Source organism: Klebsiella sp. PK18 (assembly GCF_057784655.1).
Genome location: NZ_CM173493.1, coordinates 2,459,872 through 2,481,420 on the forward strand (window position 1 = coordinate 2,459,872; position 21,549 = coordinate 2,481,420).

The following is a 21,549-nucleotide window of genomic DNA, read 5'->3' on the forward strand; positions in this document are numbered from 1 at the left end:
CTTATCGTTGTTGTTAAAGTCCGTACTGGCGAATAAACCAGGCCGGGGTACAGCTCCACGCATGGCAGTAACTGTTAATGAGCTTACTGCCATACGGGGAAAAGTCAGGATGCTGTGGGTCGAAAATTTCCCAGAAGGTGTCGACGCCGTAGTCAACCATCGCTCCCCAGTAGGCTTTGATCTCCGCCACCGCCTCCTCGCGCAGGCCGCACTGCAGCAGGGCGACAATGTGATGATGGCGCAAGTACGGGGTATTCATGGCAATGGCGGGCGGCTGTTGCTGCAGGCGGCGCATCAGCGCTTGCCGCTGCCCGGCGGTGCCAACCTCCGCCAGTACCAGCCAGATCTGCGACGCCCATGAGACCTGGCGCGCGGCGCCGCTGATAAACACCTGCCGCTCGCTGTCCCACAGGTGGCGGAGGGCGGCCTCTTTCAGCTGCGCGAGCGTAGCGGTGTAGTCGGCTACCCGCTGCGGTTCAACACGCTGCGCCAGCCAGAGGGCGCGCTGCAGGCAGTAGATAAGCACCCCCTGCGCCGACGACTGTTTATTCAGCTCTGCCTGCCAGTCGATAAATGCCCACCAGTCATCGCTGTCGCGCACCAGACCGTGGGGATCGCAGCGGGTCAGCGCCAGCTCGATTTGCCGCCGCGCCGTGGGCCACAGCTCACCGACGGTTTCCGTGTCGCCGGTGCTTCGCAGGTAGTTATAAAGTACGTCGATAAAAAATAATGAATAATCAAAGAGAAAGGTGTCATCGGCGCGCACATCAGGCTGGACAAAGACATTGGCGGAGACCATGCCGTCTTCCCGGGTATGGCCGGCAAACAAGTACAGGCAGCGGCGGACCAGATCGTGGTGGCCGAAGGTCACGTCATTGACCAACGCCTGCAGGCGCAGGTCGCCGAGCCACAGCCGACGGTCGCGTTTCGGCCCATCCTCAAATACCTCCTGCATGCAGTTTTGCAGGGTGCGAACCGCGACGCTATCAATGGCTTTCAACTGCGGATCGGCGATGACCGCCGGCTGCGGGCTGCCGGCTGAGGTAACGGTTTCCAGGGCTATCTCATCGAACTGCAGACGAAATTTGCGCGACAGCGCTTTGACCTCCACCTTCAGGTAGCGCAGGCAGTAGCGACGCGGCAGGTCAACCCGGGCGGGCAGGACGTCGAGCCACAGATCCTGTTGCTGCAACCAGCTACTGCTCAGCCACCCCTGGTACTCGCTGAACGGCTCGCAGACTTCGCTCAGCGTTTCGCCGAAGGTGAAGTGCAGATGGGCCGGGGCATCCGGCGGGCTGCCGACGCTGCGGCAGCTGAACTGCAGGTAGCCAACAAAATGGCTGCCAAAATCAATGATGATGCTGTCGCCGACGCGAAGCGGCTGCTGATAAAACTGCTCAGGCGTGCAGACGGTGTGTCCCCGCCAGCCGTTCAGCGCCGCCGGATCGGCGACGGCCTCGACGATGGCCTGCGGCGCCTGGCGCTGACGATGTAGCGCGGGCGTCAGGGCGGCCGCACGCTGTAATAAATGCGGATGGCGGGTCATCGCCACACTGGAATTGTATTGAATTGCCTGTGACATACTGCGTCCTCTCCATTAGGTTAGGCGCAGCATAGGCCGTCGTCTGGCGGCGCCACCACTCTGGCAATGCCAAACCGTCAGTGAAAATGGCAGGAATAATGAGGTGGGGGCGCTGGCGATCACAAATCCGCACATCGGGCGCGTGGCGAAGGCCGGAATAGATTATCGTGCCCCTGCGCACCAGGCTGTTCAGGATTTGCTGTAATGATGACACTGACCGTTGAGTATTATTTCACCCATCCCCAGGATAAGCTCGGCATGTACGCCAGCGACCCGGAAGATAATAGCCAGGAGCATGGCCACGAGTTTGCCGAGCTGGTGATCGTCGAGGAGGGGCATGGATTACACGTTATTAATGGCCGCCCGCTGTACATCCAGCAGGGCGATGTATTTTACGTCCAGCCTGGCGATGTCCACTATTATGATGAACTGGGGACGCTGAAGCTGATTAATGTCTTAATTAATCCGGCGGTGGCCTTTCGCTATTTACAGCAGATGGAGGGATTGCTGCAGCAATTATCGGCGCAGCGTGCCGCCTGCTATGGCTGGCTGGCGCCGGAGACCCGCAGCTATTGTCGGGAACTGGTGGAAAAGATATTTTCCCCGGCGCTGAGGGCGGCGGATAATACCCCGCAACGGGAGTCTCTCTTTTTCCAGCTGGTGACCACCATTCTTACAGCCGAGTCGGAAGCCGAATATAGCAGCACCCGCTATAAACTGCATAAATTACTCACCTGGCTGCAGGAGCACTGTTTCGAAGAACATAACTGGCAGCAGCTGGCGGAGCAATTTCATCTCACCACCCGCACGGCGTTTCGCCATATTAAAGAGGCCACGGGCTTAACGCCGGATAATTATCTGAAACGTCTGCGACTGGTCTCCGCGCGGGTCAAATTACGTGAAACGGAGATGTCCATTACCGAAGTGGCTTATCTGTGCGGCTTCGCCAACAGCAACCACTTTACCACTCTGTATAAAAAAGTGTTTGGCCTGACCCCCAGCGCCGATCGCCGCCGCCCACCGGGTTAAAAGGGGGGCCGCAGGCTGGGCAGGGGAAAAACCTGCCGCCTGCGGCAAGTCACGCTTACTCGTCGAGGGAGTTTGCCCGCACATGACGACCGCTGGCGACAAAATTGCCGGTGCCAAGATGATGCAGGGTATTGAGCTTATCGTCGTCGAACTGCCAGCGTCCGGTGACGAACGCGCGTTCATCGGCGGCGGCAGACACCACCTCCCCGAACAGGGTGTCGTACTGGGTCTGGGCCGCCGTCGCCGGCAGCAGTCGGCACTCCATCCATGCCAGACACTTCTCCTCGATCAGCGGCAACCCCAGCTCCGGGCCGGTCACTACCGGGATCCCCCAGGCATTGAATTTGTCCTCATCGCGGCCGCTGACGCTGCCGACGGCGTAGGTCCAGCTGGCGGCGGCGACGCCGGGGACCACAATGCCGAAGGTGCCGTTGCGCTCGATGATCTCCCGCGTCCAGGTACTTTTATCCACCACGATAGCCACCCGCGGCGGGGCGAATTCCACCGGCATTGACCAGGCGGCGGCCATGACGTTGCGCCGGTCAGACGGGGCATCGTAGCTGGTGATCAAAATGGTCGGGCCGTGGTTGAGCAGGCGGCTGGCGTACTGCAGTTCAACGTGGCGAAAGCGGCTCATAGGCGTTCCTTGAATAATGGGTCGGTTGGCAGGTAACACGTTAAGCCGCAATGAAAATGTAATCAATACGTCATCTCGTCTGACTATAGTCGCCAGCACTAAGTCCCAAAGAGGATCACAATATGTTGGCTCCCCTGATGTTATCCCAGGTGAGCGTGCCCCGTCGGATGTCGGCCGCCGGGCAGGTCTCGCTGTCCCGAAAGGGAGGGCGATGATGCGCACGCTGACCCCTATCACCTTGCAGGAGGTCTCTTTTGCCTTCGCAGAGACTCCCGTTCTTGACCGTTTCTCGTTGCATATCGACCCCGGCCGCATCGTGGCGCTACTGGGTCCGTCCGGCTGCGGCAAAAGCACTTTGCTGCGTCTGCTGGCCGGGCTGAGCGTGCCGGTCAGCGGCGAAATCCGCTTTGGCGACAGGCTGGTCGCTCGCGCAGGATGGGGATTGCCCCCGGAGCAGCGCGATATCGGCATGGTTTTTCAGGATTACGCCCTCTGGCCGCATATGAGCGTGGCGCAGAACGTCGCCTTTCCGCTGCGCATGCGAGGTGTCTCCCGTAGCGAACGCGAGCGCCGGGTGAGCGAGGCGCTGGCGCGGGTAGGCCTCAACGGTTTCGCCGAACGTAAACCTTCTGGTCTTTCTGGCGGTCAGCAGCAGCGGGTGGCGCTGGCGCGGGCGATCGTCGCCGCGCCGCGGGTGCTGCTATTTGATGAACCGCTCTCCAACCTGGATAGCGAACTGCGCGAATCGCTGTGCGGCGAAATGAGCCGCCTGTTGCGACAGCTCGGCATCACCGCCGTGTATGTCACCCATGATCGACGTGAAGCCGAGCTGTTAGCTGACCAGATTGTCTATTTATCCGCGGGCCGCGTGGCCGCTGTCCGCGCCGTTACGCCAACCTCAGGGGAAGTTGCATGAACACCGTTATGACCGTTAAGAAAGGAGTGGTACTCGCGATGGCTCTTTCCGCCATGATGCTCTCCAGCGCCCATGCGCTGACCGTTTACACCGCCGGACCCGGCTCGCTGGCGAAAAGCCTGGCCAGCGGTTTTGAACAACAGACCGGGGTGAAGGTGACGGTTTTCCAGGCCACCACCGGCAAAGTAATGGCCCGACTGGAGGCCGAGCAGGCCAACCCGCAGGCGGATGTGCTGATCTCCGCCTCGTGGGATACCGCCGAAGATCTGCACCAGCGGGGCTGGTTGCTGCCTTTTGCGAGCGCCAATGCCGACCAGGTACCGGCGAACCTGAAATCGGCGGACTATATCGCCCAGGGCGTCTCCGCCCTGGGCATTGTCTGGAACAGTAAAAGCGGTACCCCGGAACCGAAAGAGTGGCGGGATCTCACCCAGCCGGCGTTTAAAGACAAGGTGACAACCCCCGACCCGGCGCTCTCCGGCGCGTCGCTGGATTTGCTGATCGGGCTGCAAAACAGCATGGGCGACCAGGCCTGGCAACTGTTTGACGATCTGAAAAAGAACGGCATGGTGGTCAGCGGACCCAACGCCCAGGCGGTGACGCCGGTGATGCAGGGGGCGAAAGCGGCGGTGTTTGGCGCGGTGGATTATGTCTCCTACGGCAATATTCAGCAGGGCGAGTCGCTGAAGGTGATCTTCCCGGCCAGCGGAACGGTGATTGCCCCGCGCCCGATGATGATCCTCAAAACCAGCCAGCATGCCGACGATGCCAAAGCCTTTATCGATTATGTTCTGTCGCCGGAAGGTCAGGCGAGGGTTGCCGATGCCTGGCTGATGCCCGCCCGCCGCGACGTGGCGGCCAAACGTCCGTTACTGGACGCGCTGAAGGTGCTGCCCACCACCAGCGAAGGCAGCAGCGAACGGGGCGCCGTGCTCGCCCGCTTCAGTCAGCTGTACGCGCAGTAATTGCTCCTGTTCCTCCAGCGCTGGCCGCCGGGGGACCCCTCAGCTTCAGGAACCGGTTGTGAAACAAACATTCCTTTCCGGCGCGACCCTCGCCGCCCTGGTGATGCTGGTCGCGTTGCCGTTAGTATTTATTCTGCTGCAGGCGATTTTTCCCCATTTTAGCGCCGGTTCGCTCGGGGACGCCTTTGGCGGCGTCTCGGCGCTGCTGGCCGATCCCCAGTTACCGGCGATGCTCGGCGGTACGCTGTGGATCGCCGCCGGCGTGGCGCTGGTCAGCGTAATGATTGGCCTGCCGCTCGGCATCCTGCGCGGTATGTTTTCGCTGCCGCTGCCCCGACTGTGGGATCTCCTGTTTTTGATCCCCTTTCTGACGCCGCCCTATATCTCGGCGCTCTCCTGGATGCTGGCCCTGCAAAGCCAGGGCTATCTGCAGCAGCTGACCGGCTGGCAACTGAACGATCTGCTGTTCAGCCGCAGCGGTATCGTGCTGGTGATGACCTTTAATATTTTCCCGGTGGTGTACTTTGCCGTCTCCCGCAGCCTGCTGGCGAGCGGGACCCGGCTGGCGGTGGTCGCCCGCGTCCATGGCGCCACCGCCTGGCACGCCTTCTGGCACGTGACACTGCCGATGCTCTCCCCGGCGCTGGCGGCGGGCACGCTGTTGGCGTTTACCCTCGCTATCGAGGAGTTTGGTGTACCGGCGGCGCTGGGCAGCCGGGCGGGAGTGGTGATGCTGACGGTCGGTATTGAGAAAAAGCTGGCCGACTGGCCGGTGGACCTTACCGGCGCCGCGCTGCTGTCGCTGCTGTTGATGGCGGTGGCGTTGTTCGCCTGGTGGCTGCAAAAGCGGCTGGTGGGGGAGAAAGAGGTCACCAGCGTCACCGGCAAGCCGGGAGAAAACCGCGGGGCATCGCTGGGCTGGATGACGCTGCCCGCCGTGCTGATAATGGCGGCCGTCGGCGGCCTGGCGGTCGGCGTCCCCGCCGCCTCGATGATACTCACCAGCGTGATGGGCACGCTCTCAGGGGGCGTGAGTGTTGAGAATGTCACGCTACGTCACTTCGCGGCGCTGTTTGACCAGCAGGGGGATGCCCTGTCGGCCCTCGGCACCAGCCTGTCGCTGGCCCTGGGCTCGGCGCTGATTGTCGGCGCGCTGGGCCTGCTGGCCGCCTGGCTGGTGATGGTGCAGAAGATTAAAGGGCGCGGGATGGTGGACGCGCTGTCACTGATGCCGGCGGCGCTGCCGGGCGTGGTGGTAGGCGTCGGTTTGATCCTGCTGTGGAATCAGCCCTTCTGGCCGCGCTCGCCCTATAACACGCTGTGGATGTTGCTGCTCTCCTATTGCTGCCTGCTGTTGCCCTGGCCGGTGCGCTATGTCGGCAGCGCGCTGCGCCAACTGGGCCACAATCTTGAGCCCGCCGCCCGGGTGCACGGGGCGTCGCCACTGCAGGCGCTGCGGTTGATTGTTCTGCCGCTGGTCTTTCCGGCGCTGCTGGCGGCGATGCTGATGGTGTTCGCGGTGGCCTCCCGGGAGCTGGTGACCTCGCTGCTGCTCTCTCCGGCCGGTACGCAAACCGTGGCGGTGTTTATCTGGCGCCAGTTCGAACAGGGCTCCGTCGGTCAGGGCATGGCGATGGCCAGCCTGACGCTGTTGACCGGTCTGGTCCTGATGCTGACGGCGCTGGCGCTGATGCAGCGCAGCACGCGCGGTTAACGACAAGCGCACAAAAAAGACGGTCGGCGCGGAAAAATAGGCTATAAATGTCGGACACCTACAGCTGGAGGCCTTGATGAGTCCCTTTTTACGCGCCTATTTTTCCCGTCTGGGCTGGACGGGTGAGCCTGATGTATCCATTGATACCCTGCGGGAATTGCATCTGCAGCATAACAGCGCCATCCCCTTTGAAAACCTCGACGTCCTGCTGCCGCGTGAGATCCACCTTGACGATCGGGCGCTGGAAGAGAAGCTGATCGTCGCCCGCCGCGGGGGGTATTGTTTTGAGCAAAATGGTCTCCTTGAGCGCGTGCTGCGCGAGATAGGCTTTAACGTCCGCAGCCTGCTTGGCCGCGTAGTGCTGGCCAATCCGCCGCAGATGCCGCCGCGTACTCACCGTTTATTGCTGGTGGAAGTGGCGGGCGAGCGCTGGATCGCCGACGTCGGCTTCGGCGGCCAGACGCTGACCGCGCCGATCAAACTGCTGGCCGATATCCCCCAGCAAACGCCGCATGGCAGCTATCGTCTGGTGCATGAAGGGGATGAATGGACGCTGCAGTTCAACCATCACGAGCACTGGCAGTCGATGTACCATTTCGATTTAGGCCGCCAGTATGCGTCTGATTATGTGATGGGCAACTTCTGGTCGGCGCACTGGCCACAGTCTCACTTCCGTCACCATCTGCTGATGTGCCGTCATCTGCCGGACGGCGGCAAAATGACCCTCACCAATTTCCACTTTACCCACTGGGAGAATAACCACGTGGTGGAGAAGATCGATTTTGCCGATGTCTCCGCGCTGTATGAAGCGCTGCAGACCCGCTTCGGGCTGGGCGTGGACGATCCTAAACATGGCTTTAGTGAAGCGGCGCTGGCGGCGGTAATGGCGGCGTTCGATACCCATCCGGAAGCCGGGAAGTAAATTTCCTGATACCCGGTGGCGCTGCGCTGACCGGGCCTGAGGGAAAGCTATCGAATGAAGATAGAAGCGTTTTGCAGGCCGGATAAGGCGTAGCCGCCATCCGGCAAACTAACGGCGCAACGGGGTCAATGGCCTCCGCCAGCAGTCAGTGCCCGCGATGGATCCCTGCCACGCTCTGGCAGCGTCCGCTAAAACAATTCCATGGTAATCATCTTATTCAAATAACGGCTAAACGCTGCATCGTCCAGGGCCTGGGTGCCAAGGGCGTAAATCCCGTCGAGGCCGCACACCAGGGCGATAAAACGCCAGGCGATATCTGCCGGTGGTTCAGACGAATGAAATTCGCCGCAGGCGAGGCCCTTCTCGATGATGGCGACGGTCTCTTCATGCCACATGTTCATGGTCAGCAGGTAGGCCGCTTTGATGTCCGGGTCGCTGTCGGCCAGCACCTGGCCTTCGCGCCACAGGCGGATATAGGGCTCCAGCCGGCCATCTTCGCTGCCGATCATCGAGAATAACCGCTCGCGCCAGCTGGCGTCTTCGGCCACCAGCGGCATATCGAGCATCTCGCGGATCAGACGGATGAAAACCTGTGATTTCAGCTCGCCGATGGAGGAGAAGTGGTGGTGTAGTTGCCCGGCGGCCACCTCGGCTTCGCGGGCGATCTGCCGCACGGTCATGGCGGCAAAGCCGCCGCGCAGCGCCAGCCGCATGGCGGCCTGCATAATCCCTTCCCGTCGTGCATCCCGCTGTAAATAGTGCATAGAACCCCGCTGTCATCTGGCTTTGGCCGAGTGTAACAAAAAGTTGGACATGCGTTCAATAATCCGGCAGGATCGCCATCCTGGACGTGTGTCCAATTTCCAACATTGAGGTACAAGCTATGTCACGGCAATGGATGACGCTGATGGCGATTTTGCTGGTTTATATTCCGGTGGCGATTGACGCCACGGTATTGCATGTGGCCGCGCCGACGCTCAGCGTCGCGCTGGGTAGCAGCGGCAATGAGCTGCTGTGGATTATTGATATCTACTCCTTAGTCATGGCCGGTATGGTGCTGCCGATGGGCGCCCTCGGCGATAAAATCGGCTTCAAGCGCCTGCTGCTGCTCGGCAGCGCCATTTTTGGCGTCGCCTCGCTGTGCGCCGCGCTGTCGCCGACGGCCCTGACGCTGATTGCCTCACGCGCTTTGCTGGCGGTGGGGGCGGCGATGATCGTCCCGGCGACGCTGGCTGGGATCCGCAGCACCTTTGCCGAGGCCAGCCAGCGCAATATGGCGCTGGGTCTGTGGGCGGCGGTGGGCTCCGGCGGCGCGGCTTTTGGCCCGCTGGTGGGCGGCATGCTGCTGGAGCATTTCTACTGGGGGTCGGTATTCCTGATCAACGTACCGATCGTGCTGGTGGTTATCGCCATTAATGCGAAGGTGGTGCCGCGCCAGCCTGCGCGCCGCGAACAACCGCTCAATCTGCTGCAGGCGCTTATTTTGATTGCGTCGATCCTGATGCTGGTGTTTAGCGCGAAATCGGCGCTGAAGGGCCAGCTGGCGCTGTGGCTCACCGCACTGGTGGCGATCGGCGGGGCGGCGATGCTCACCTGGTTTATCCGCAAGCAGCTGTCGGCGACCCGCCCGATGGTGGATATGCGGCTCTTCACCCATCGTATTATTTTAAGCGGGGTGATGATGGCGATGACGGCCCTGATTACTCTGGTCGGTTTTGAACTGCTGATGGCGCAGGAGCTGCAGTTTGTGCATCAGAAAACGCCGTTCGAGGCGGGGATGTTTATGCTGCCGGTGATGGTTGCCAGCGGCTTCAGCGGCCCGATTGCCGGAATGCTGGTGTCGAAACTGGGGCTGCGGCAGGTGGCGACGGGCGGAATGTTGCTCAGCGCCTTCAGTTTTCTGGGCCTCGCGCTGACCGATTTCAGCACACAACCGTGGCAGGCATGGGGGCTGATGACGCTGCTGGGCTTCAGCGTCGCCAGCGCGCTGCTGGCCTCCAGCTCCGCGATTATGGCGGCGGCGCCGAAGGAGAAAGCGGCGGCGGCCGGGGCCATCGAAACCATGGCCTATGAACTTGGCGCCGGTCTCGGTATTGCGCTGTTTGGCCTGCTCCTGACCCGCAGCTACAGCGCCACCATTGTGCTACCGTCCGGGCTGAGTGAGTCCATGGCGCAGCAGGCGTCGTCGTCAATCGGCGAGGCGGTCAGTCTGACCGAGGCGCTGCCCGCCGGGATGGCTGAGGCGCTGATGGCGGCGGCGAAGGCGGCCTTTACCCAGGCTCACAGCCTGGTGCTGGCGACGGCGGGCGTACTGCTCCTGCTGCTGGCCGCCGGGATCTGGCGCAGCCTGGCGAGCGTGGCGAAACCGCAGTCAGCGCTATAGCTGTAGCGACAGGTCCATCGCCGCGCGTCGTAGCGGGGCGAGGGCCTTCTCTTTTAACGCCGCGGCGCTGGTCGTCGCGGCGGGGACCCCGACATTCAGCGCCGCCACCACCTGGCCATGGCGTGACAGCACGGGCACCGCCAGCGAACACAACCCCACCTCAATCTGCCGGTCGGCGAGGGCATAGCCCTGCATGCGCACCCGGGCGATCTCCGCGCGTAGCCCGGGCATATCGCACAGGGTATGCGGGGTGTAGCGGATTAACGCTGCTCGTGACAGTGTCACTTCAAGCTGTTCCTCCGGCAGTGCGCTCAGCAATACCCGTCCCATAGAGGTCGCCCATGCTGGCAGGCGACTGCCGCGCCCCAGGTCGATGCTCAGTAAATTATTGACCGCCGCGCGGGCGATATAGAGCACGTTGTCGCCGTCCAGCGTCGCCGCTGAGCAGGATTCGCCGAGCGCTTTGCCAAGGCTATCCAGCGCCGTCTGCGCGACTTTCGCCAGCGGCGTGCCGGCCAGATAGGCGTGGCCGACGGCCAGCACCCGGGGCAGCAGTTCATAGCTGCGGCCATCCGGACTGTGCACCATGCCCAGCGCGGCGAGGGTATACAGGCAACGGCGTACCGCCGCGCGGGAGATTTGGGTTTTCTGGCTCAACTGAGAAATGGTCAGCCGCTGGCGCTGGGGAGTAAAAGCATTGAGCACCTCCAGCCCGCGGGCGAGTGACAGCATAAAATTGGGGTCGTGCTCGGCCTGCCTGGCGCTCAAGGTGGTGGGGGTATGGTCACGCATTGATTCCCTCTCCGTTGCAATGCAAAGCTCACGGGGCATCACTATACCGTGCGCAAACTGCACCGTCCTGAATTGTGCCGGTTTTACCACCGCGATCACATTATTAACTGCCTTTTAACAAACGTGCCGATAATCGCACAACATTTCGATTATCGCCGTTGACCAGCCGCCAGGCTGAACCCTATTGTCAATGGCACACACCTCCCCGTTATGGATGTGGGTACAAAAAGTTATACATCTCACCAGGAACCGAAAATGACCGCCACCGTAGAACGTATTGAGAGCTGGATAGTGGATGTCCCGACCATCCGGCCACACAAGTTATCGATGACCACCATGGGCTGCCAGACGCTGGTGATCGTCCGCCTTACCCGCTCCGACGGCATCTGCGGCATCGGCGAAGCCACCACCATTGGCGGCTTGAGCTATGGCGTCGAGAGCCCGGAGGCCATCTCGTCGGCGATAACCCATTATCTGACGCCGCTGTTGAAAGGGCAGCCGGCCGATAACCTGAATGCGCTGACTGCCCGCATGAACAGCGCCATTAAAGGCAACACTTTCGCAAAGTCTGCCATTGAAACCGCGCTGCTGGATGCCCAGGGCAAAGCCTTAGGGCTGCCGGTATCGGCGCTGCTCGGCGGGGCGTTGCAAAGGGCGTTGCCGGTGCTGTGGACCTTAGCCAGCGGCGATACCGCGAAAGATATCGCCGAAGGGGAAACACTGTTAGCCGAGCGCCGCCATCAGGCGTTCAAACTGAAAATTGGCGCGCGGGAATTAGCCACCGACCTGCGTCATACCCGCGCCATTGTCGAAGCGTTAGGCGATCGCGCCAGCATTCGCGTTGACGTTAACCAGGCCTGGGACGCCGCGACCGGCGCGAAAGGCTGTCGCGAGCTGGCGGCGATGGGCGTCGATCTTATCGAACAGCCGGTCAGCGCCCACGACAATGCCGCACTGGTGCGCCTGAGCCAGCAAATCGAGACCGCAGTTCTGGCGGATGAAGCGGTCGCGACCGCTTACGATGGTTACCAACTGGCGCAACAGGGATTTACCGGCGCTTATGCCCTGAAAATCGCCAAAGCCGGGGGACCGAACAGCGTGCTGGCGCTGGCTCGCGTCGCCCAGGCGGCGGGGGTTGGCCTGTATGGCGGCACCATGCTGGAAGGGACCGTCGGTACCGTTGCGTCGCTGCACGCCTGGTCGACGCTGCCGCTGCAGTGGGGTACCGAGATGTTCGGCCCGCTGCTCCTCAAAGACGATATTGTCAGCGTGCCACTCACCTTTGCCGATGGTCAGGTAGCGCTCTCGCAGACGCCAGGGCTCGGCGTGGAGCTGGATGAAGACAAGCTGCGCTTCTATTCCCGTAAAGCATAACAGGAGTAAATAATGCTATTTAAAGTGGAGATGACCGTTAATATTCCGCTCGGTTTTCCTGCCGCCGAAGCGGATGAAATTAAACAACGCGAAAAAGCCTATTCGCAACAATTACAGCGTGAAGGCAAGTGGCGACATATCTGGCGCGTCGCCGGTCTTTACGCCAATGTCAGTATTTTCGATGTAAAAGATGCCGAAGAGTTGCATCAAATTTTAATGGGATTGCCGCTGTATCCTTTTATGGATATTCGCGTCGAGGCGCTGTGCCGTCATCCCTCATCTGTTCGTGAAGACGATAGCTAATAATAATAACATCTGACCTCATGCCGGGAACACCCGGCAAATATCCTACAACGATAAGAGAGAATAATTATGAGTAATGCTTTCGTACAACAAGAAGCCGTGCAGAAATTATTACGTGAAGGCGCGGGGTTAAATGTCCCTGGCGGTAATGAACGTTTTAAAGCCATTGTCCACCGTTTGCTGGAGAATATCTGCACGCTGATCGATGACTATAACGTCACAGAAGAAGAGTTCTGGCACGCGGTGAACTATCTACACGAGCTGGGTGGGCGTCAGGAAGCGGCGCTGCTGGCGGCCGGGCTGGGACTGGAGCATTTCCTCGACCTGCGTCAGGACGCCATTGATGCGGCGGCGCGCCGGGAAACCGGCACCCCGCGCACCATCGAAGGGCCGCTGTATGTGGCCAATGCGCCGCTGGCCGACAGCCACGCCCGGATGGATGATGGCGCAGATGCCGGGGAAGTAATGTGGCTGCATGGTCAGGTTAAAGATAATCAGGGCCAGCCGATCGCTAACGCCATCGTTGATATCTGGCACGCCAATACCCTCGGTAATTACTCGTTCTTCGATCAAAGTCAGAGCGACTACAACCTCCGTCGCCGGATCCGCACTGGCGCCGATGGCCGCTACAGCGTGCGCAGCATCATGCCGTCCGGCTACGGCTGCCCGCCGGATGGTCCGACGCAGAAGTTGCTGGATCAGTTAGGCCGCCACGGCAACCGTCCGGCGCACATTCACTTCTTCGTCTCCGCCCCGGGCTATAAGCATCTGACCAGCCAGATTAACCTCAGCGGCGATAAATATCTGTGGGATGATTTTGCCTTTGCTACCCGCGACGGTCTGATTGCCGACCCGGTAAAAGTGACCGACCGCGAGACCATCGAGCAGCGCGATCTTGAGGGAGAGCACACCGAGGTCTGTTTTGATTTCACCCTGTGTAAAGCCCTGAACGTCGACGAAGAGCACCGCGGCACCCGCCTGCGCGCCAAAGAGTAACCGGTATTATCGGCCCCGGGCACGCGGCTGCCCGGGCCAGACATTGCACCCGAAAACGACAAATTCACCCTGTTTCTTTCATCCTGAATCCTGCAGGAGGGACTGACTCATGCAAAAAACGCTATCAGCGCTTAAAGACAAAATCACCAACGCGTTAATTGTCGACCGTGAAAATCATATTTACCGTTGCCACCGCTCTATATTTACCGACCAGCAGTTATTTGATTTTGAAATGAAACATATCTTCGAGGGGAATTGGGTTTTTCTCGCCCATGAAAGCCAGATTGCCGAGCCGGGAGATTATTATACCCTGACGCTGGGACGGCAGCCGGTTATTATCACTCGTGATAAAAAGAATGAATTGCATGCATTAATTAATAGCTGTGCCCACCGCGGGGCCATGTTATGCCGACGCAAAACCGGAAATAAAAACTCATTTACCTGTCCGTTCCATGGCTGGACCTTCAGCAATAACGGAAAATTATTAAAAGCCAAAGATGAGAGCACCGGCGCTTATCCTGACACCTTCAAACAGGAAGGGTCTCACGATCTGCAAAAATTGCCGCGTTTTCAGTCTTACCGCGGTTTCTTATTCGGTAGCCTCAATGGCGACGTGCAGCCGCTGGAGGCCTATCTCGGCGAAACCTGCAAAATCATCGATCTGATCGTCGATCAGGCGCCGGACGGGCTGGAAGTGCTGAAGGGCTCGTCGAGCTATGTATACGAAGGCAACTGGAAGCTGGGCGCGGAGAACGGCGCCGATGGCTATCACGTCAGCGTGGTGCACTGGAACTACGCCTCAACCATGTCGCGCCGCAACTATGAAGCGGAAGGGACGCATGCGGTTGACGCCAACGGCTGGTCAAAGAGCGTCGGCGGCGGCTACGGTTTTGACAATGGTCACATGCTGCTGTGGACCCGGGCGCTGAACCCGGAAGTGCGCCCGGTGTATGCCCACCGCGAGCGTCTGCAGGCGGAATTTGGCGAACGACGCGCCGACCAGATGGTCAACGAAACCCGCAACCTGTGCCTGTACCCCAACGTCTACCTGATGGATCAGTTTTCTACCCAGATCCGCGTGATCCGCCCGATTGCGGTCGATAAAACCGAAGTCACCATTTGGTGCTTTGCGCCAAAAGGTGAATCAGACCAGGCGCGGGCGCTACGCATCCGCCAGTATGAAGATTTCTTTAACGTTAGCGGGATGGGGACGCCGGACGATCTGGAAGAGTTCAGCGCCTGTCAGCGCGGCTATCTCGGCGAAAATCTGCCATGGAGCGATCTGAGCCGCGGTGCGCTGCGCTGGGTCGACGGCCCGGATGAGCACGCCAAACATGCCGGTTTCACGCCACGACTCAGCGGGGTGAAATCAGAAGATGAAGCGCTGTACATCGCCCATCACCATCACTGGCAAACGGTCATGCTGGCGGCGCTGGAACAGGAACAGCAGCGTTACGACCAGTCGATTACCCAGCGCGTGGAGGTGGCCTGATGTTGAATCTCGAACACGTTCGCCAGTTTCTCTATTACGAAGCCCGCCTGTTGGATGATCGTCAGTGGGACGAATGGCTGAGCTGTTACAGTCCGCAGGTGGTCTACTGGATGCCGGCGTGGGGCGACGATGACCAGCTGACGCGCGACCCGCAAAAAGAGATTTCCCTTATCTATTATCCCAACCGTGAAGGCCTGGAAGATCGCGTCTATCGCATTAAAACCGAACGTTCCGGCGCCAGTACGCCGGAGCCGCGCACCACGCACATCATCAGCAATGTTGAACTGATGGGCGAAAGCGACGAGGGGCTGGAGGTGCGCTACAACTGGGTCACCTGGAGCCACCGCTATCAACACACGGATGCCTATTTCGGCTCTACCTGTTGCACGCTAATTGAGCAGGACGGCAGACCGCAGATCGTGCGCAAAACCGTGCGCCTGAATAACGATTATATCCGTCAGGTGATTGACGTTTACCACATTTAAGAGGCGCTTATGACCTTCAATATTGCTCTTAATTTTGAGGACGGCATTACCCGCTTTATTCAATGCCATGCCGGGGAGAAGGTGCTGGATGCCGCCTATCGCCAGAAGGTGAATCTGCCGATGGACTGCTCGGACGGCGTTTGCGGCACCTGCAAATGCCACTGCGCCAGCGGTGAATACGATCTGGGGGAGGATTATCTCGACGAGGCGTTAAGCGACGACGAAGCGCAGGCCCGCCAGGTGCTGACCTGCCAGATGGTCCCGACCAGCGACTGTGTGATCGACGTGCCGGTGGCCGCCGCCCAGTGCAAAACCGCGCTGACCAACACCGGGGCGCAGGTACGACAGGTGAATTGTCTGTCCGATACCGCCATCGAACTGGTGGTCGCGCTGGATGAGCCGCTGGCTTTTCTGCCGGGACAGTACATTAACATTCAGGTACCGGGCACGCCTCATGTGCGCGCCTACTCATTTAGCTCGCTGCCGGGTTCTCTCGAAGGGCGTTTTCTGATCCGTAACGTGCCTGGCGGCATGATGAGCCAGTGGTTAACCCAGCAGGCGCGGCCCGGCGATCGCCTGACCCTCAGCGGCCCCATGGGCAGCTTCTATTTGCGCAGCGGCGAACGCCCGCTGCTCATGCTGGCGGGCGGCACCGGGCTGGCGCCGCTGCTCTCCATGTTACATACCCTGCAAACACAGGGCAGTCAGCGCCCGGTAACGCTACTGTACGGCGTGACCCGCGATTGCGATCTGGTGAAAACCGACGCGCTGGATGCGTTTAACCAACAACTGACGGGATATCGCTGGCTGCCGGTGGTGGCGGATGAAAACAGTACCTGCCCGCAGCGCGGTTTTGTCACCGACCATCTCGATGACGCGATGCTGAATAACGGCGACGTTGACATCTATCTTTGCGGGCCGCCGCCGATGGTCAACGCGGTCGCCACGACGCTGCGCGACAGAGGAATTTCCCCGGCAGGCTTCTGGTATGAGAAATTTATCGCCAGCCAGAGCGCGGCGGCATAAGGAGGCAGTATGCGTTTTACCGATAAAGTCGTCGCTATCACCGGCGCGGCGCAGGGGATTGGCCGCCAGACCGCGGAGCAGGCGGCAGCCGAAGGCGCTGCTCTGTTGCTGATTGACCGCTCGCCTTACGTACACGAACTGGCTGCCGTACTAGCCCTGGCCGGAAGTCAGGTACTGGCGCTGGAGGCTGACCTTGAGCAGTGGCAGAGTACCGAGCAGGCGTTTGCCGCTGGGATCGCGCATTTTGGCCGCCTCGATGTGTTAATCAATAACGTCGGGGGGACTATCTGGGCGCGACCCTTTGCCGAGTATCAGCCAGAACAAATTGAGAAAGAGATCCGCCGCTCGCTGTTCCCCACCTTGTGGGGCTGCCGCGCGGCGCTCCCCGGGATGCTGAAGCAGGGGAAAGGCAGCATCGTCAATATCTCGTCGGTGGCGACGGCGGGGGTGAACCGGGTGCCTTATTCGGCGGCGAAAGGCGGCGTTAACGCGCTGACCCGGTCGATTGCCATGGAGTACAGCGGCAGCGGTATTCGGATTAACGCCGTCGCGCCTGGCGGGACGGAGGCGCCGCCACGTCTGACGCCGCGCAACGATGAGCAGCCGAGCGAGCAGGAAACGGCGTGGTATCAGCAGGTGGTCGATCAGACGGTAGCGAGCAGTCTGCTGCACCGGTACGGCACGCTGGCGGAACAGGCGAATGCGATCCTGTTTCTCGCCAGCGATGAGGCCAGCTATATCACCGGCGTGACGCTACCGGTAGCGGGCGGCGATCTCGGCTAGCGGCGGGTGGCGTACCAGCAGAGCAGGGAGCCGAGACACACCATCCCGGCCCCCTGCCAGAAAGACCACGACAGTGTAGCGCTAAGCAGGACAGCCGCCAGCGCGGAAGAGAGTACCGGTGTGAAGTACGAGGCCGCCGCCAGCAGGCTGACGTTGCCGTGCAGGATCCCGACGTTCCACGCCGCGTAGGCCAGCCCCAGCGCCACAGAGACCGTCATCAGCTTAATGACTACCGGCCAGCTAAACAGCATCGGCGGCTGGTCGCTGGCGAGAAATTTCAGCCATAGCGTCAGGGCGGTTAACAGGACAAAGAGGGTAATGCCATTTTTACCTTTGGCGTACTTCGCGGTCACCGTGCAGTACGCCGCCCAGATAAACGCCCCGACAAATGCCAGAATGTAGCTCAGCGGGCTGGACACCACGTTATTGATGATTTCCTCGGGGTTGAGCCCGTGCTCGCCGCCAAGTACCCAGCTCACGCCGAACAGCGCCAGCAATAAGCCGGGGATCACCAGCCAGCTGCTTTTCTGGCCATTAAAGAGAATGGCGAACAAAATCGTCAGGCTGGGCCACAGGTAATTGACCATCCCCACTTCAATGGCCTGCTGGCGAGTGGCGGCGAACCCCAGCGACAGGGCGAGGCAGATTTCATAGCTGACAAACAGCACGCTGCCAGCCAGCAGATAGCGGCGCGGGATCTGGTGCAGGTTGGGAAAGCCAACGGTAAAAATGAGCAGCAGGCCGCTGAGGCTATAAATCATCGCCGCGCCGCCAACCGGGCCTAACCCTTCGCTGACGCCGCGAATCAATCCGACCATCGTGCTCCATAAGATAATGGCGGCGAAGCCGATTGATGTCGCTCTCTTTTTTTTCATATTTAACCTGATAGTGACGCAAACGCAGCCGGAATTTATAACATCTTTTGCCGGTCGATGGTCGATATTTCCCGCCGGCGTTAACTCTTTGGTATTAGTCAAACTCGTCGCCGCTGACTATTAAGGGGGCGAGCGTTTTCGACCTTGATTTGACGCAAATAAAACAAAGGTATTGCTGTTAGTTTCCTCCGCGCGATGAATCAACATCCTGCATGGAGGAATGCAATGGACGTCAGCCGCAGAAAGTTCTTTAAGATCTGCGCAGGCGGTATGGCCGGAACCACAGCCGCCGCCCTGGGCTTTGCCCCTAAAATGGCGCTGGCTCAGGCACGCAATTTCAAATTGCTGCGTGCGAAAGAGATCCGCAACACCTGCACTTACTGCTCCGTGGGCTGTGGGCTATTAATGTATAGCCTCGGCGACGGCGCGAAAAACGCCAAAGAAGCGATTTACCATATTGAAGGGGACCCGGACCATCCGGTGAGCCGCGGCGCGCTGTGCCCGAAAGGCGCAGGCCTGCTGGACTATGTCCACAGTGAAAACCGCCTGCGTTATCCGCAATACCGCGCCCCGGGCTCGGATAAATGGCAGCGCATCTCCTGGGATGACGCTTTTAACCGCATCGCCAGACTGATGAAAGCCGACCGCGACGCCAACTTTATTGAAAAGAACGAGCAGGGCGTGACGGTTAACCGCTGGCTTTCCACCGGCATGCTGTGCGCCTCGGCGGCAAGCAATGAGACTGGCATGCTGACGCAAAAATTTGTGCGTTCGCTCGGCATGCTGGCGGTAGACAACCAGGCGCGCGTCTGACACGGACCAACGGTAGCAAGTCTTGCTCCAACATTTGGTCGCGGTGCGATGACCAACCACTGGGTTGATATCAAAAACGCTAACGTCGTGGTGGTGATGGGCGGCAACGCCGCCGAAGCGCATCCGGTGGGATTCCGCTGGGCGATGGAAGCGAAAAACAATAACGATGCCACGCTTATCGTCGTCGACCCGCGCTTTACGCGTACCGCGTCGGTGGCCGATATCTATGCGCCGATTCGTTCCGGTACCGACATTACCTTCCTGTCGGGCGTGCTGCTGTACCTGATCGAAAATAATAAGATCAATGCCGAGTACGTGAAGCATTACACCAATGCCAGCCTGCTGGTACGGGATGATTTTGCCTTCGAAGAGGGCCTGTTCAGCGGCTACGATGCCGAAAAACGTCAGTACGATAAATCGTCCTGGAACTACCAGTTCGATGAAAACGGCTACGCCAAACGCGATGAAACGCTCAGCCATCCGCGCTGCGTGTGGAATCTGCTCAGGCAGCACGTTTCCCGCTACACGCCGGAAGTGGTGGAGAATATCTGCGGTACGCCGAAAGCGGACTTCCTTAAAGTGTGTGACGTGCTGGCGTCAACCAGCGCCGCGGACCGCACCACCACCTTCCTGTATGCCCTGGGCTGGACGCAGCACACCGTCGGCGCGCAGAACATCCGCACCATGGCGATGATCCAGTTGCTGCTCGGCAATATGGGCATGGCCGGCGGCGGCGTCAACGCGCTGCGCGGCCACTCCAATATTCAGGGGCTGACCGATTTGGGCCTGTTGTCGACCAGTCTGCCGGGTTATTTGACGCTGCCATCCGATAAACAGACCGATCTGCAAAGTTATCTTAGCGCCAACACGCCGAAAGCGACGCTGCCCGGGCAGGTGAACTACTGGAGCAACTACCCGAAATTCTTCGTCAGCCTGATGAAATCGTTATACGGCGAGGCGGCGCAGAAAGAGAATGACTGGGGCTTCAACTGGTTGCCGAAATGGGATCAGGCTTACGACGTTATCAAGTACTTCAATATGATGGATAACGGCAACGTCACTGGCTATATCTGTCAGGGCTTCAACCCGGTAGCGTCCTTCCCGGACAAAAACAAAGTGGTGCGTAGCCTCAGCAAGCTGAGGTATCTGGTGGTTATCGATCCGCTGGTGACCGAAACCTCGACCTTCTGGCAGAACCACGGCGAGTCTAATGATGTCGACCCGTCGGCGATTCAGACCGAAGTCTTCCGCCTGCCGTCGACCTGCTTTGCCGAAGAGGATGGTTCGATCGCCAACTCCGGTCGCTGGCTGCAGTGGCACTGGAAAGGCCAGGACGCACCGGGGGAAGCGCGCAACGATGGCGAAATCCTGGCTGGGATCTATCATCGTCTGCGCGAGCTGTACCGTCGCGAAGGCGGGAAGGGCGCGGAACCGCTGCTGAAAATGAGCTGGCGCTATAAGCAGCCAGATCACCCGGAATCGGCAGAAGTGGCAAAAGAGAACAACGGCTACGCGCTGGCGGATCTCTACGATCAAAATGGCGCTCTGCTGGCGAAAAAAGGCCAACTGCTCAATAGCTTCGCGCTGCTGCGCGATGACGGCAGCACCGCGTCGTCGTGCTGGATCTATACCGGCAGCTGGACCGAGCAGGGTAACCAGATGGCGAATCGTGATAACGCCGATCCTTCGGGCCTGGGCAATACGCTGGGATGGGCATGGGCGTGGCCGCTCAATCGTCGGGTGCTGTATAACCGCGCTTCGGCTGATATTAACGGCAAGCCGTGGGATGCGAAGCGGATGCTGATCCAGTGGAACGGCAGCAAGTGGGTCGGAAATGATATTCCGGACTTCAATACTGCGCCGCCGGGGAGCAACACCGGGCCGTTTATCATGCAGCAGGAGGGACTTGGCCGCCTGTTTGCGCTCGATAAACTGGCGGAAGGGCCGTTCCCGGAGCACTACGAGCCGATGGAAACCCCGCTTGGCACCAACCCGCTGCACCCGAAGGTGGTCTCCAGCCCGGTGGTGCGTCTGTATGAAGAGGACGCCATCCGCCTGGGTAAGAAGGATAAGTTCCCGTATGTCGGCACCACCTATCGTCTGACCGAGCATTTCCACACCTGGACCAAGCATGCGCTGCTCAATTCCATCGCGCAGCCGGAACAGTTTGTCGAAATCAGCGAAGGGCTGGCGAAAAGCAAAGGTATCGCCAACGGCGACTGGGTGAAAGTCAGCAGCAAACGCGGCTTTATTCGCGCGGTTGCCGTGGTGACCCGCCGACTGCGCACGTTGAACGTCAACGGCCAGCAGGTCGAAACCGTCGGGATCCCGCTGCACTGGGGCTTTGAAGGCGTGGCCCGTAAAGGCTATATCGCCAACACCCTGACGCCTAACGTCGGCGATTCCAACTCGCAAACGCCGGAGTATAAGGCGTTTCTGGTCAACATCGAGAAAGCGTAAGG

19 protein-coding genes are annotated in these 21,549 nt (G+C 60.0%); 14 read left to right on the forward strand and 5 right to left on the reverse strand.

Going from position 1 to position 21,549, the window contains the following annotated elements; all coding sequences use genetic code 11:
• Positions 1–13 precede the first annotated feature (13 nt).
• A complete protein-coding gene (locus AC3EMD_RS12005; protein WP_302074107.1) occupies positions 14–1,582 on the reverse strand; it encodes an alpha-L-rhamnosidase-related protein in 1,569 nt (522 codons plus the stop codon).
• Between the two features lie 204 nt (positions 1,583–1,786).
• Between AC3EMD_RS12005 and AC3EMD_RS12010 the strand changes: the two genes are divergently transcribed.
• Entirely contained in the window at positions 1,787–2,611 is an 825-nt protein-coding gene (locus AC3EMD_RS12010) for a helix-turn-helix domain-containing protein (RefSeq protein WP_008804719.1), read from the forward strand.
• Positions 2,612–2,666: 55 nt separating this feature from the next.
• On the opposite strand, the gene AC3EMD_RS12015 is transcribed toward AC3EMD_RS12010, so the two are convergent.
• Positions 2,667–3,248: a flavin reductase family protein gene (locus AC3EMD_RS12015; protein WP_004151228.1), complete on the reverse strand. Its 582-nt coding sequence runs from the start codon at positions 3,246–3,248 to the stop codon at positions 2,667–2,669.
• 211 nt (positions 3,249–3,459) lie between these two features.
• Here AC3EMD_RS12015 and AC3EMD_RS12020 point away from each other — a divergent pair, with 211 nt between their 5' ends.
• The 4 genes from AC3EMD_RS12020 (at position 3,460) to nhoA (ending at position 7,765) form a co-directional block, all read left to right on the forward strand.
• A complete protein-coding gene (locus AC3EMD_RS12020) occupies positions 3,460–4,164 on the forward strand; it encodes an ABC transporter ATP-binding protein (RefSeq protein ID WP_165453980.1) in 705 nt (234 codons plus the stop codon).
• Positions 4,161–5,129 carry an ABC transporter substrate-binding protein gene (locus tag AC3EMD_RS12025; protein ID WP_008804721.1) on the forward strand — a complete coding sequence of 323 codons (969 nt, stop codon included), beginning with the start codon at positions 4,161–4,163 and terminating at the stop codon, positions 5,127–5,129. Before AC3EMD_RS12020 ends, AC3EMD_RS12025 begins: the two co-directional genes overlap by 4 nt.
• Positions 5,130–5,187: 58 nt before the next feature.
• The gene (locus tag AC3EMD_RS12030; protein WP_117112179.1) at positions 5,188–6,843 is read left to right on the forward strand and encodes an ABC transporter permease; all 1,656 of its coding nucleotides are present in this window, start codon (positions 5,188–5,190) and stop codon (positions 6,841–6,843) included.
• A 76-nt stretch (positions 6,844–6,919) separates the two neighbouring features.
• Positions 6,920–7,765, forward strand: a complete 846-nt coding sequence (gene nhoA / locus AC3EMD_RS12035; protein ID WP_032754496.1) for an N-hydroxyarylamine O-acetyltransferase — start codon at positions 6,920–6,922, stop codon at positions 7,763–7,765.
• Between the two features lie 188 nt (positions 7,766–7,953).
• On the opposite strand, the gene AC3EMD_RS12040 is transcribed toward nhoA, so the two are convergent.
• On the reverse strand, positions 7,954–8,529 hold the full coding sequence (locus tag AC3EMD_RS12040) for a TetR family transcriptional regulator (protein ID WP_218809652.1): 576 nt from the start codon (positions 8,527–8,529) through the stop codon (positions 7,954–7,956).
• Positions 8,530–8,648: 119 nt separating this feature from the next.
• Between AC3EMD_RS12040 and kmrA the strand changes: the two genes are divergently transcribed.
• Positions 8,649–10,148, forward strand: a complete 1,500-nt coding sequence (gene kmrA, locus AC3EMD_RS12045; RefSeq protein ID WP_302074109.1) for an efflux MFS transporter KmrA — start codon at positions 8,649–8,651, stop codon at positions 10,146–10,148.
• Here kmrA and AC3EMD_RS12050 read toward each other — a convergent pair.
• Positions 10,143–10,979: an IclR family transcriptional regulator domain-containing protein gene (locus AC3EMD_RS12050; RefSeq protein WP_008804726.1), complete on the reverse strand. Its 837-nt coding sequence runs from the start codon at positions 10,977–10,979 to the stop codon at positions 10,143–10,145. The genes kmrA and AC3EMD_RS12050 overlap by 6 nt on opposite strands.
• A 171-nt stretch (positions 10,980–11,150) precedes the next feature.
• On the opposite strand from AC3EMD_RS12050, the gene AC3EMD_RS12055 reads away from it, so the two are divergent.
• The 7 genes from AC3EMD_RS12055 to AC3EMD_RS12085 all read left to right on the forward strand — a co-directional run bounded on the left by AC3EMD_RS12055 (position 11,151) and on the right by AC3EMD_RS12085 (position 17,399).
• Positions 11,151–12,314: a muconate cycloisomerase family protein gene (locus AC3EMD_RS12055; protein WP_302074110.1), complete on the forward strand. Its 1,164-nt coding sequence runs from the start codon at positions 11,151–11,153 to the stop codon at positions 12,312–12,314.
• Positions 12,315–12,326: 12 nt separating this feature from the next.
• Positions 12,327–12,617: a muconolactone Delta-isomerase gene (gene catC, locus AC3EMD_RS12060; protein WP_008804728.1), complete on the forward strand. Its 291-nt coding sequence runs from the start codon at positions 12,327–12,329 to the stop codon at positions 12,615–12,617.
• Positions 12,618–12,686: 69 nt separating this feature from the next.
• A complete protein-coding gene (gene catA / locus AC3EMD_RS12065; RefSeq protein ID WP_302074112.1) occupies positions 12,687–13,613 on the forward strand; it encodes a catechol 1,2-dioxygenase in 927 nt (308 codons plus the stop codon).
• A gap of 109 nt (positions 13,614–13,722) precedes the next feature.
• Positions 13,723–15,105 carry a Rieske 2Fe-2S domain-containing protein gene (locus AC3EMD_RS12070; RefSeq protein WP_110221429.1) on the forward strand — a complete coding sequence of 461 codons (1,383 nt, stop codon included), beginning with the start codon at positions 13,723–13,725 and terminating at the stop codon, positions 15,103–15,105.
• On the forward strand, positions 15,105–15,590 hold the full coding sequence (benB, locus tag AC3EMD_RS12075; RefSeq protein WP_008804731.1) for a benzoate 1,2-dioxygenase small subunit: 486 nt from the start codon (positions 15,105–15,107) through the stop codon (positions 15,588–15,590). Before AC3EMD_RS12070 ends, benB begins: the two co-directional genes overlap by 1 nt.
• Before the next feature lie 9 nt (positions 15,591–15,599).
• Positions 15,600–16,616, forward strand: a complete 1,017-nt coding sequence (benC, locus tag AC3EMD_RS12080) for a benzoate 1,2-dioxygenase electron transfer component BenC (protein WP_008804732.1) — start codon at positions 15,600–15,602, stop codon at positions 16,614–16,616.
• 9 nt (positions 16,617–16,625) lie between these two features.
• A complete protein-coding gene (locus tag AC3EMD_RS12085) occupies positions 16,626–17,399 on the forward strand; it encodes a 1,6-dihydroxycyclohexa-2,4-diene-1-carboxylate dehydrogenase (protein ID WP_023322698.1) in 774 nt (257 codons plus the stop codon).
• On the opposite strand, the gene yddG is transcribed toward AC3EMD_RS12085, so the two are convergent.
• On the reverse strand, positions 17,396–18,274 hold the full coding sequence (gene yddG / locus AC3EMD_RS12090) for an aromatic amino acid DMT transporter YddG (protein WP_302074114.1): 879 nt from the start codon (positions 18,272–18,274) through the stop codon (positions 17,396–17,398). The genes AC3EMD_RS12085 and yddG overlap by 4 nt on opposite strands.
• A gap of 225 nt (positions 18,275–18,499) precedes the next feature.
• Between yddG and fdnG the strand changes: the two genes are divergently transcribed.
• A complete protein-coding gene (gene fdnG, locus AC3EMD_RS12095; protein WP_089503792.1) occupies positions 18,500–21,547 on the forward strand; it encodes a formate dehydrogenase-N subunit alpha in 3,048 nt (1,015 codons plus the stop codon).
• The last annotated feature ends 2 nt before the right edge of the window (positions 21,548–21,549 follow it).

Bases quoted from the DNA above. Each gene is read 5' to 3' on its own strand.
- catC (WP_008804728.1), top strand. From the start codon at position 12,327: ATGCTATTTAAAGTGGAGATGACCGTTAATATTCCGCTCGGTTTTCCT.
- AC3EMD_RS12020 (WP_165453980.1), top strand. From the start codon at position 3,460: ATGATGCGCACGCTGACCCCTATCACCTTGCAGGAGGTCTCTTTTGCC.
- nhoA (WP_032754496.1), top strand. From the start codon at position 6,920: ATGAGTCCCTTTTTACGCGCCTATTTTTCCCGTCTGGGCTGGACGGGT.
- AC3EMD_RS12070 (WP_110221429.1), top strand. From the start codon at position 13,723: ATGCAAAAAACGCTATCAGCGCTTAAAGACAAAATCACCAACGCGTTA.
- AC3EMD_RS12050 (WP_008804726.1), bottom strand. From the start codon at position 10,979: ATGCCCCGTGAGCTTTGCATTGCAACGGAGAGGGAATCAATGCGTGAC.
- kmrA (WP_302074109.1), top strand. From the start codon at position 8,649: ATGTCACGGCAATGGATGACGCTGATGGCGATTTTGCTGGTTTATATT.
- benC (WP_008804732.1), top strand. From the start codon at position 15,600: ATGACCTTCAATATTGCTCTTAATTTTGAGGACGGCATTACCCGCTTT.
- AC3EMD_RS12040 (WP_218809652.1), bottom strand. From the start codon at position 8,529: ATGCACTATTTACAGCGGGATGCACGACGGGAAGGGATTATGCAGGCC.
- AC3EMD_RS12005 (WP_302074107.1), bottom strand. From the start codon at position 1,582: ATGTCACAGGCAATTCAATACAATTCCAGTGTGGCGATGACCCGCCAT.
- AC3EMD_RS12010 (WP_008804719.1), top strand. From the start codon at position 1,787: ATGATGACACTGACCGTTGAGTATTATTTCACCCATCCCCAGGATAAG.
- AC3EMD_RS12015 (WP_004151228.1), bottom strand. From the start codon at position 3,248: ATGAGCCGCTTTCGCCACGTTGAACTGCAGTACGCCAGCCGCCTGCTC.
- yddG (WP_302074114.1), bottom strand. From the start codon at position 18,274: ATGAAAAAAAAGAGAGCGACATCAATCGGCTTCGCCGCCATTATCTTA.
- benB (WP_008804731.1), top strand. From the start codon at position 15,105: ATGTTGAATCTCGAACACGTTCGCCAGTTTCTCTATTACGAAGCCCGC.
- AC3EMD_RS12025 (WP_008804721.1), top strand. From the start codon at position 4,161: ATGAACACCGTTATGACCGTTAAGAAAGGAGTGGTACTCGCGATGGCT.
- catA (WP_302074112.1), top strand. From the start codon at position 12,687: ATGAGTAATGCTTTCGTACAACAAGAAGCCGTGCAGAAATTATTACGT.
- AC3EMD_RS12055 (WP_302074110.1), top strand. From the start codon at position 11,151: ATGGATGTGGGTACAAAAAGTTATACATCTCACCAGGAACCGAAAATG.
- AC3EMD_RS12085 (WP_023322698.1), top strand. From the start codon at position 16,626: ATGCGTTTTACCGATAAAGTCGTCGCTATCACCGGCGCGGCGCAGGGG.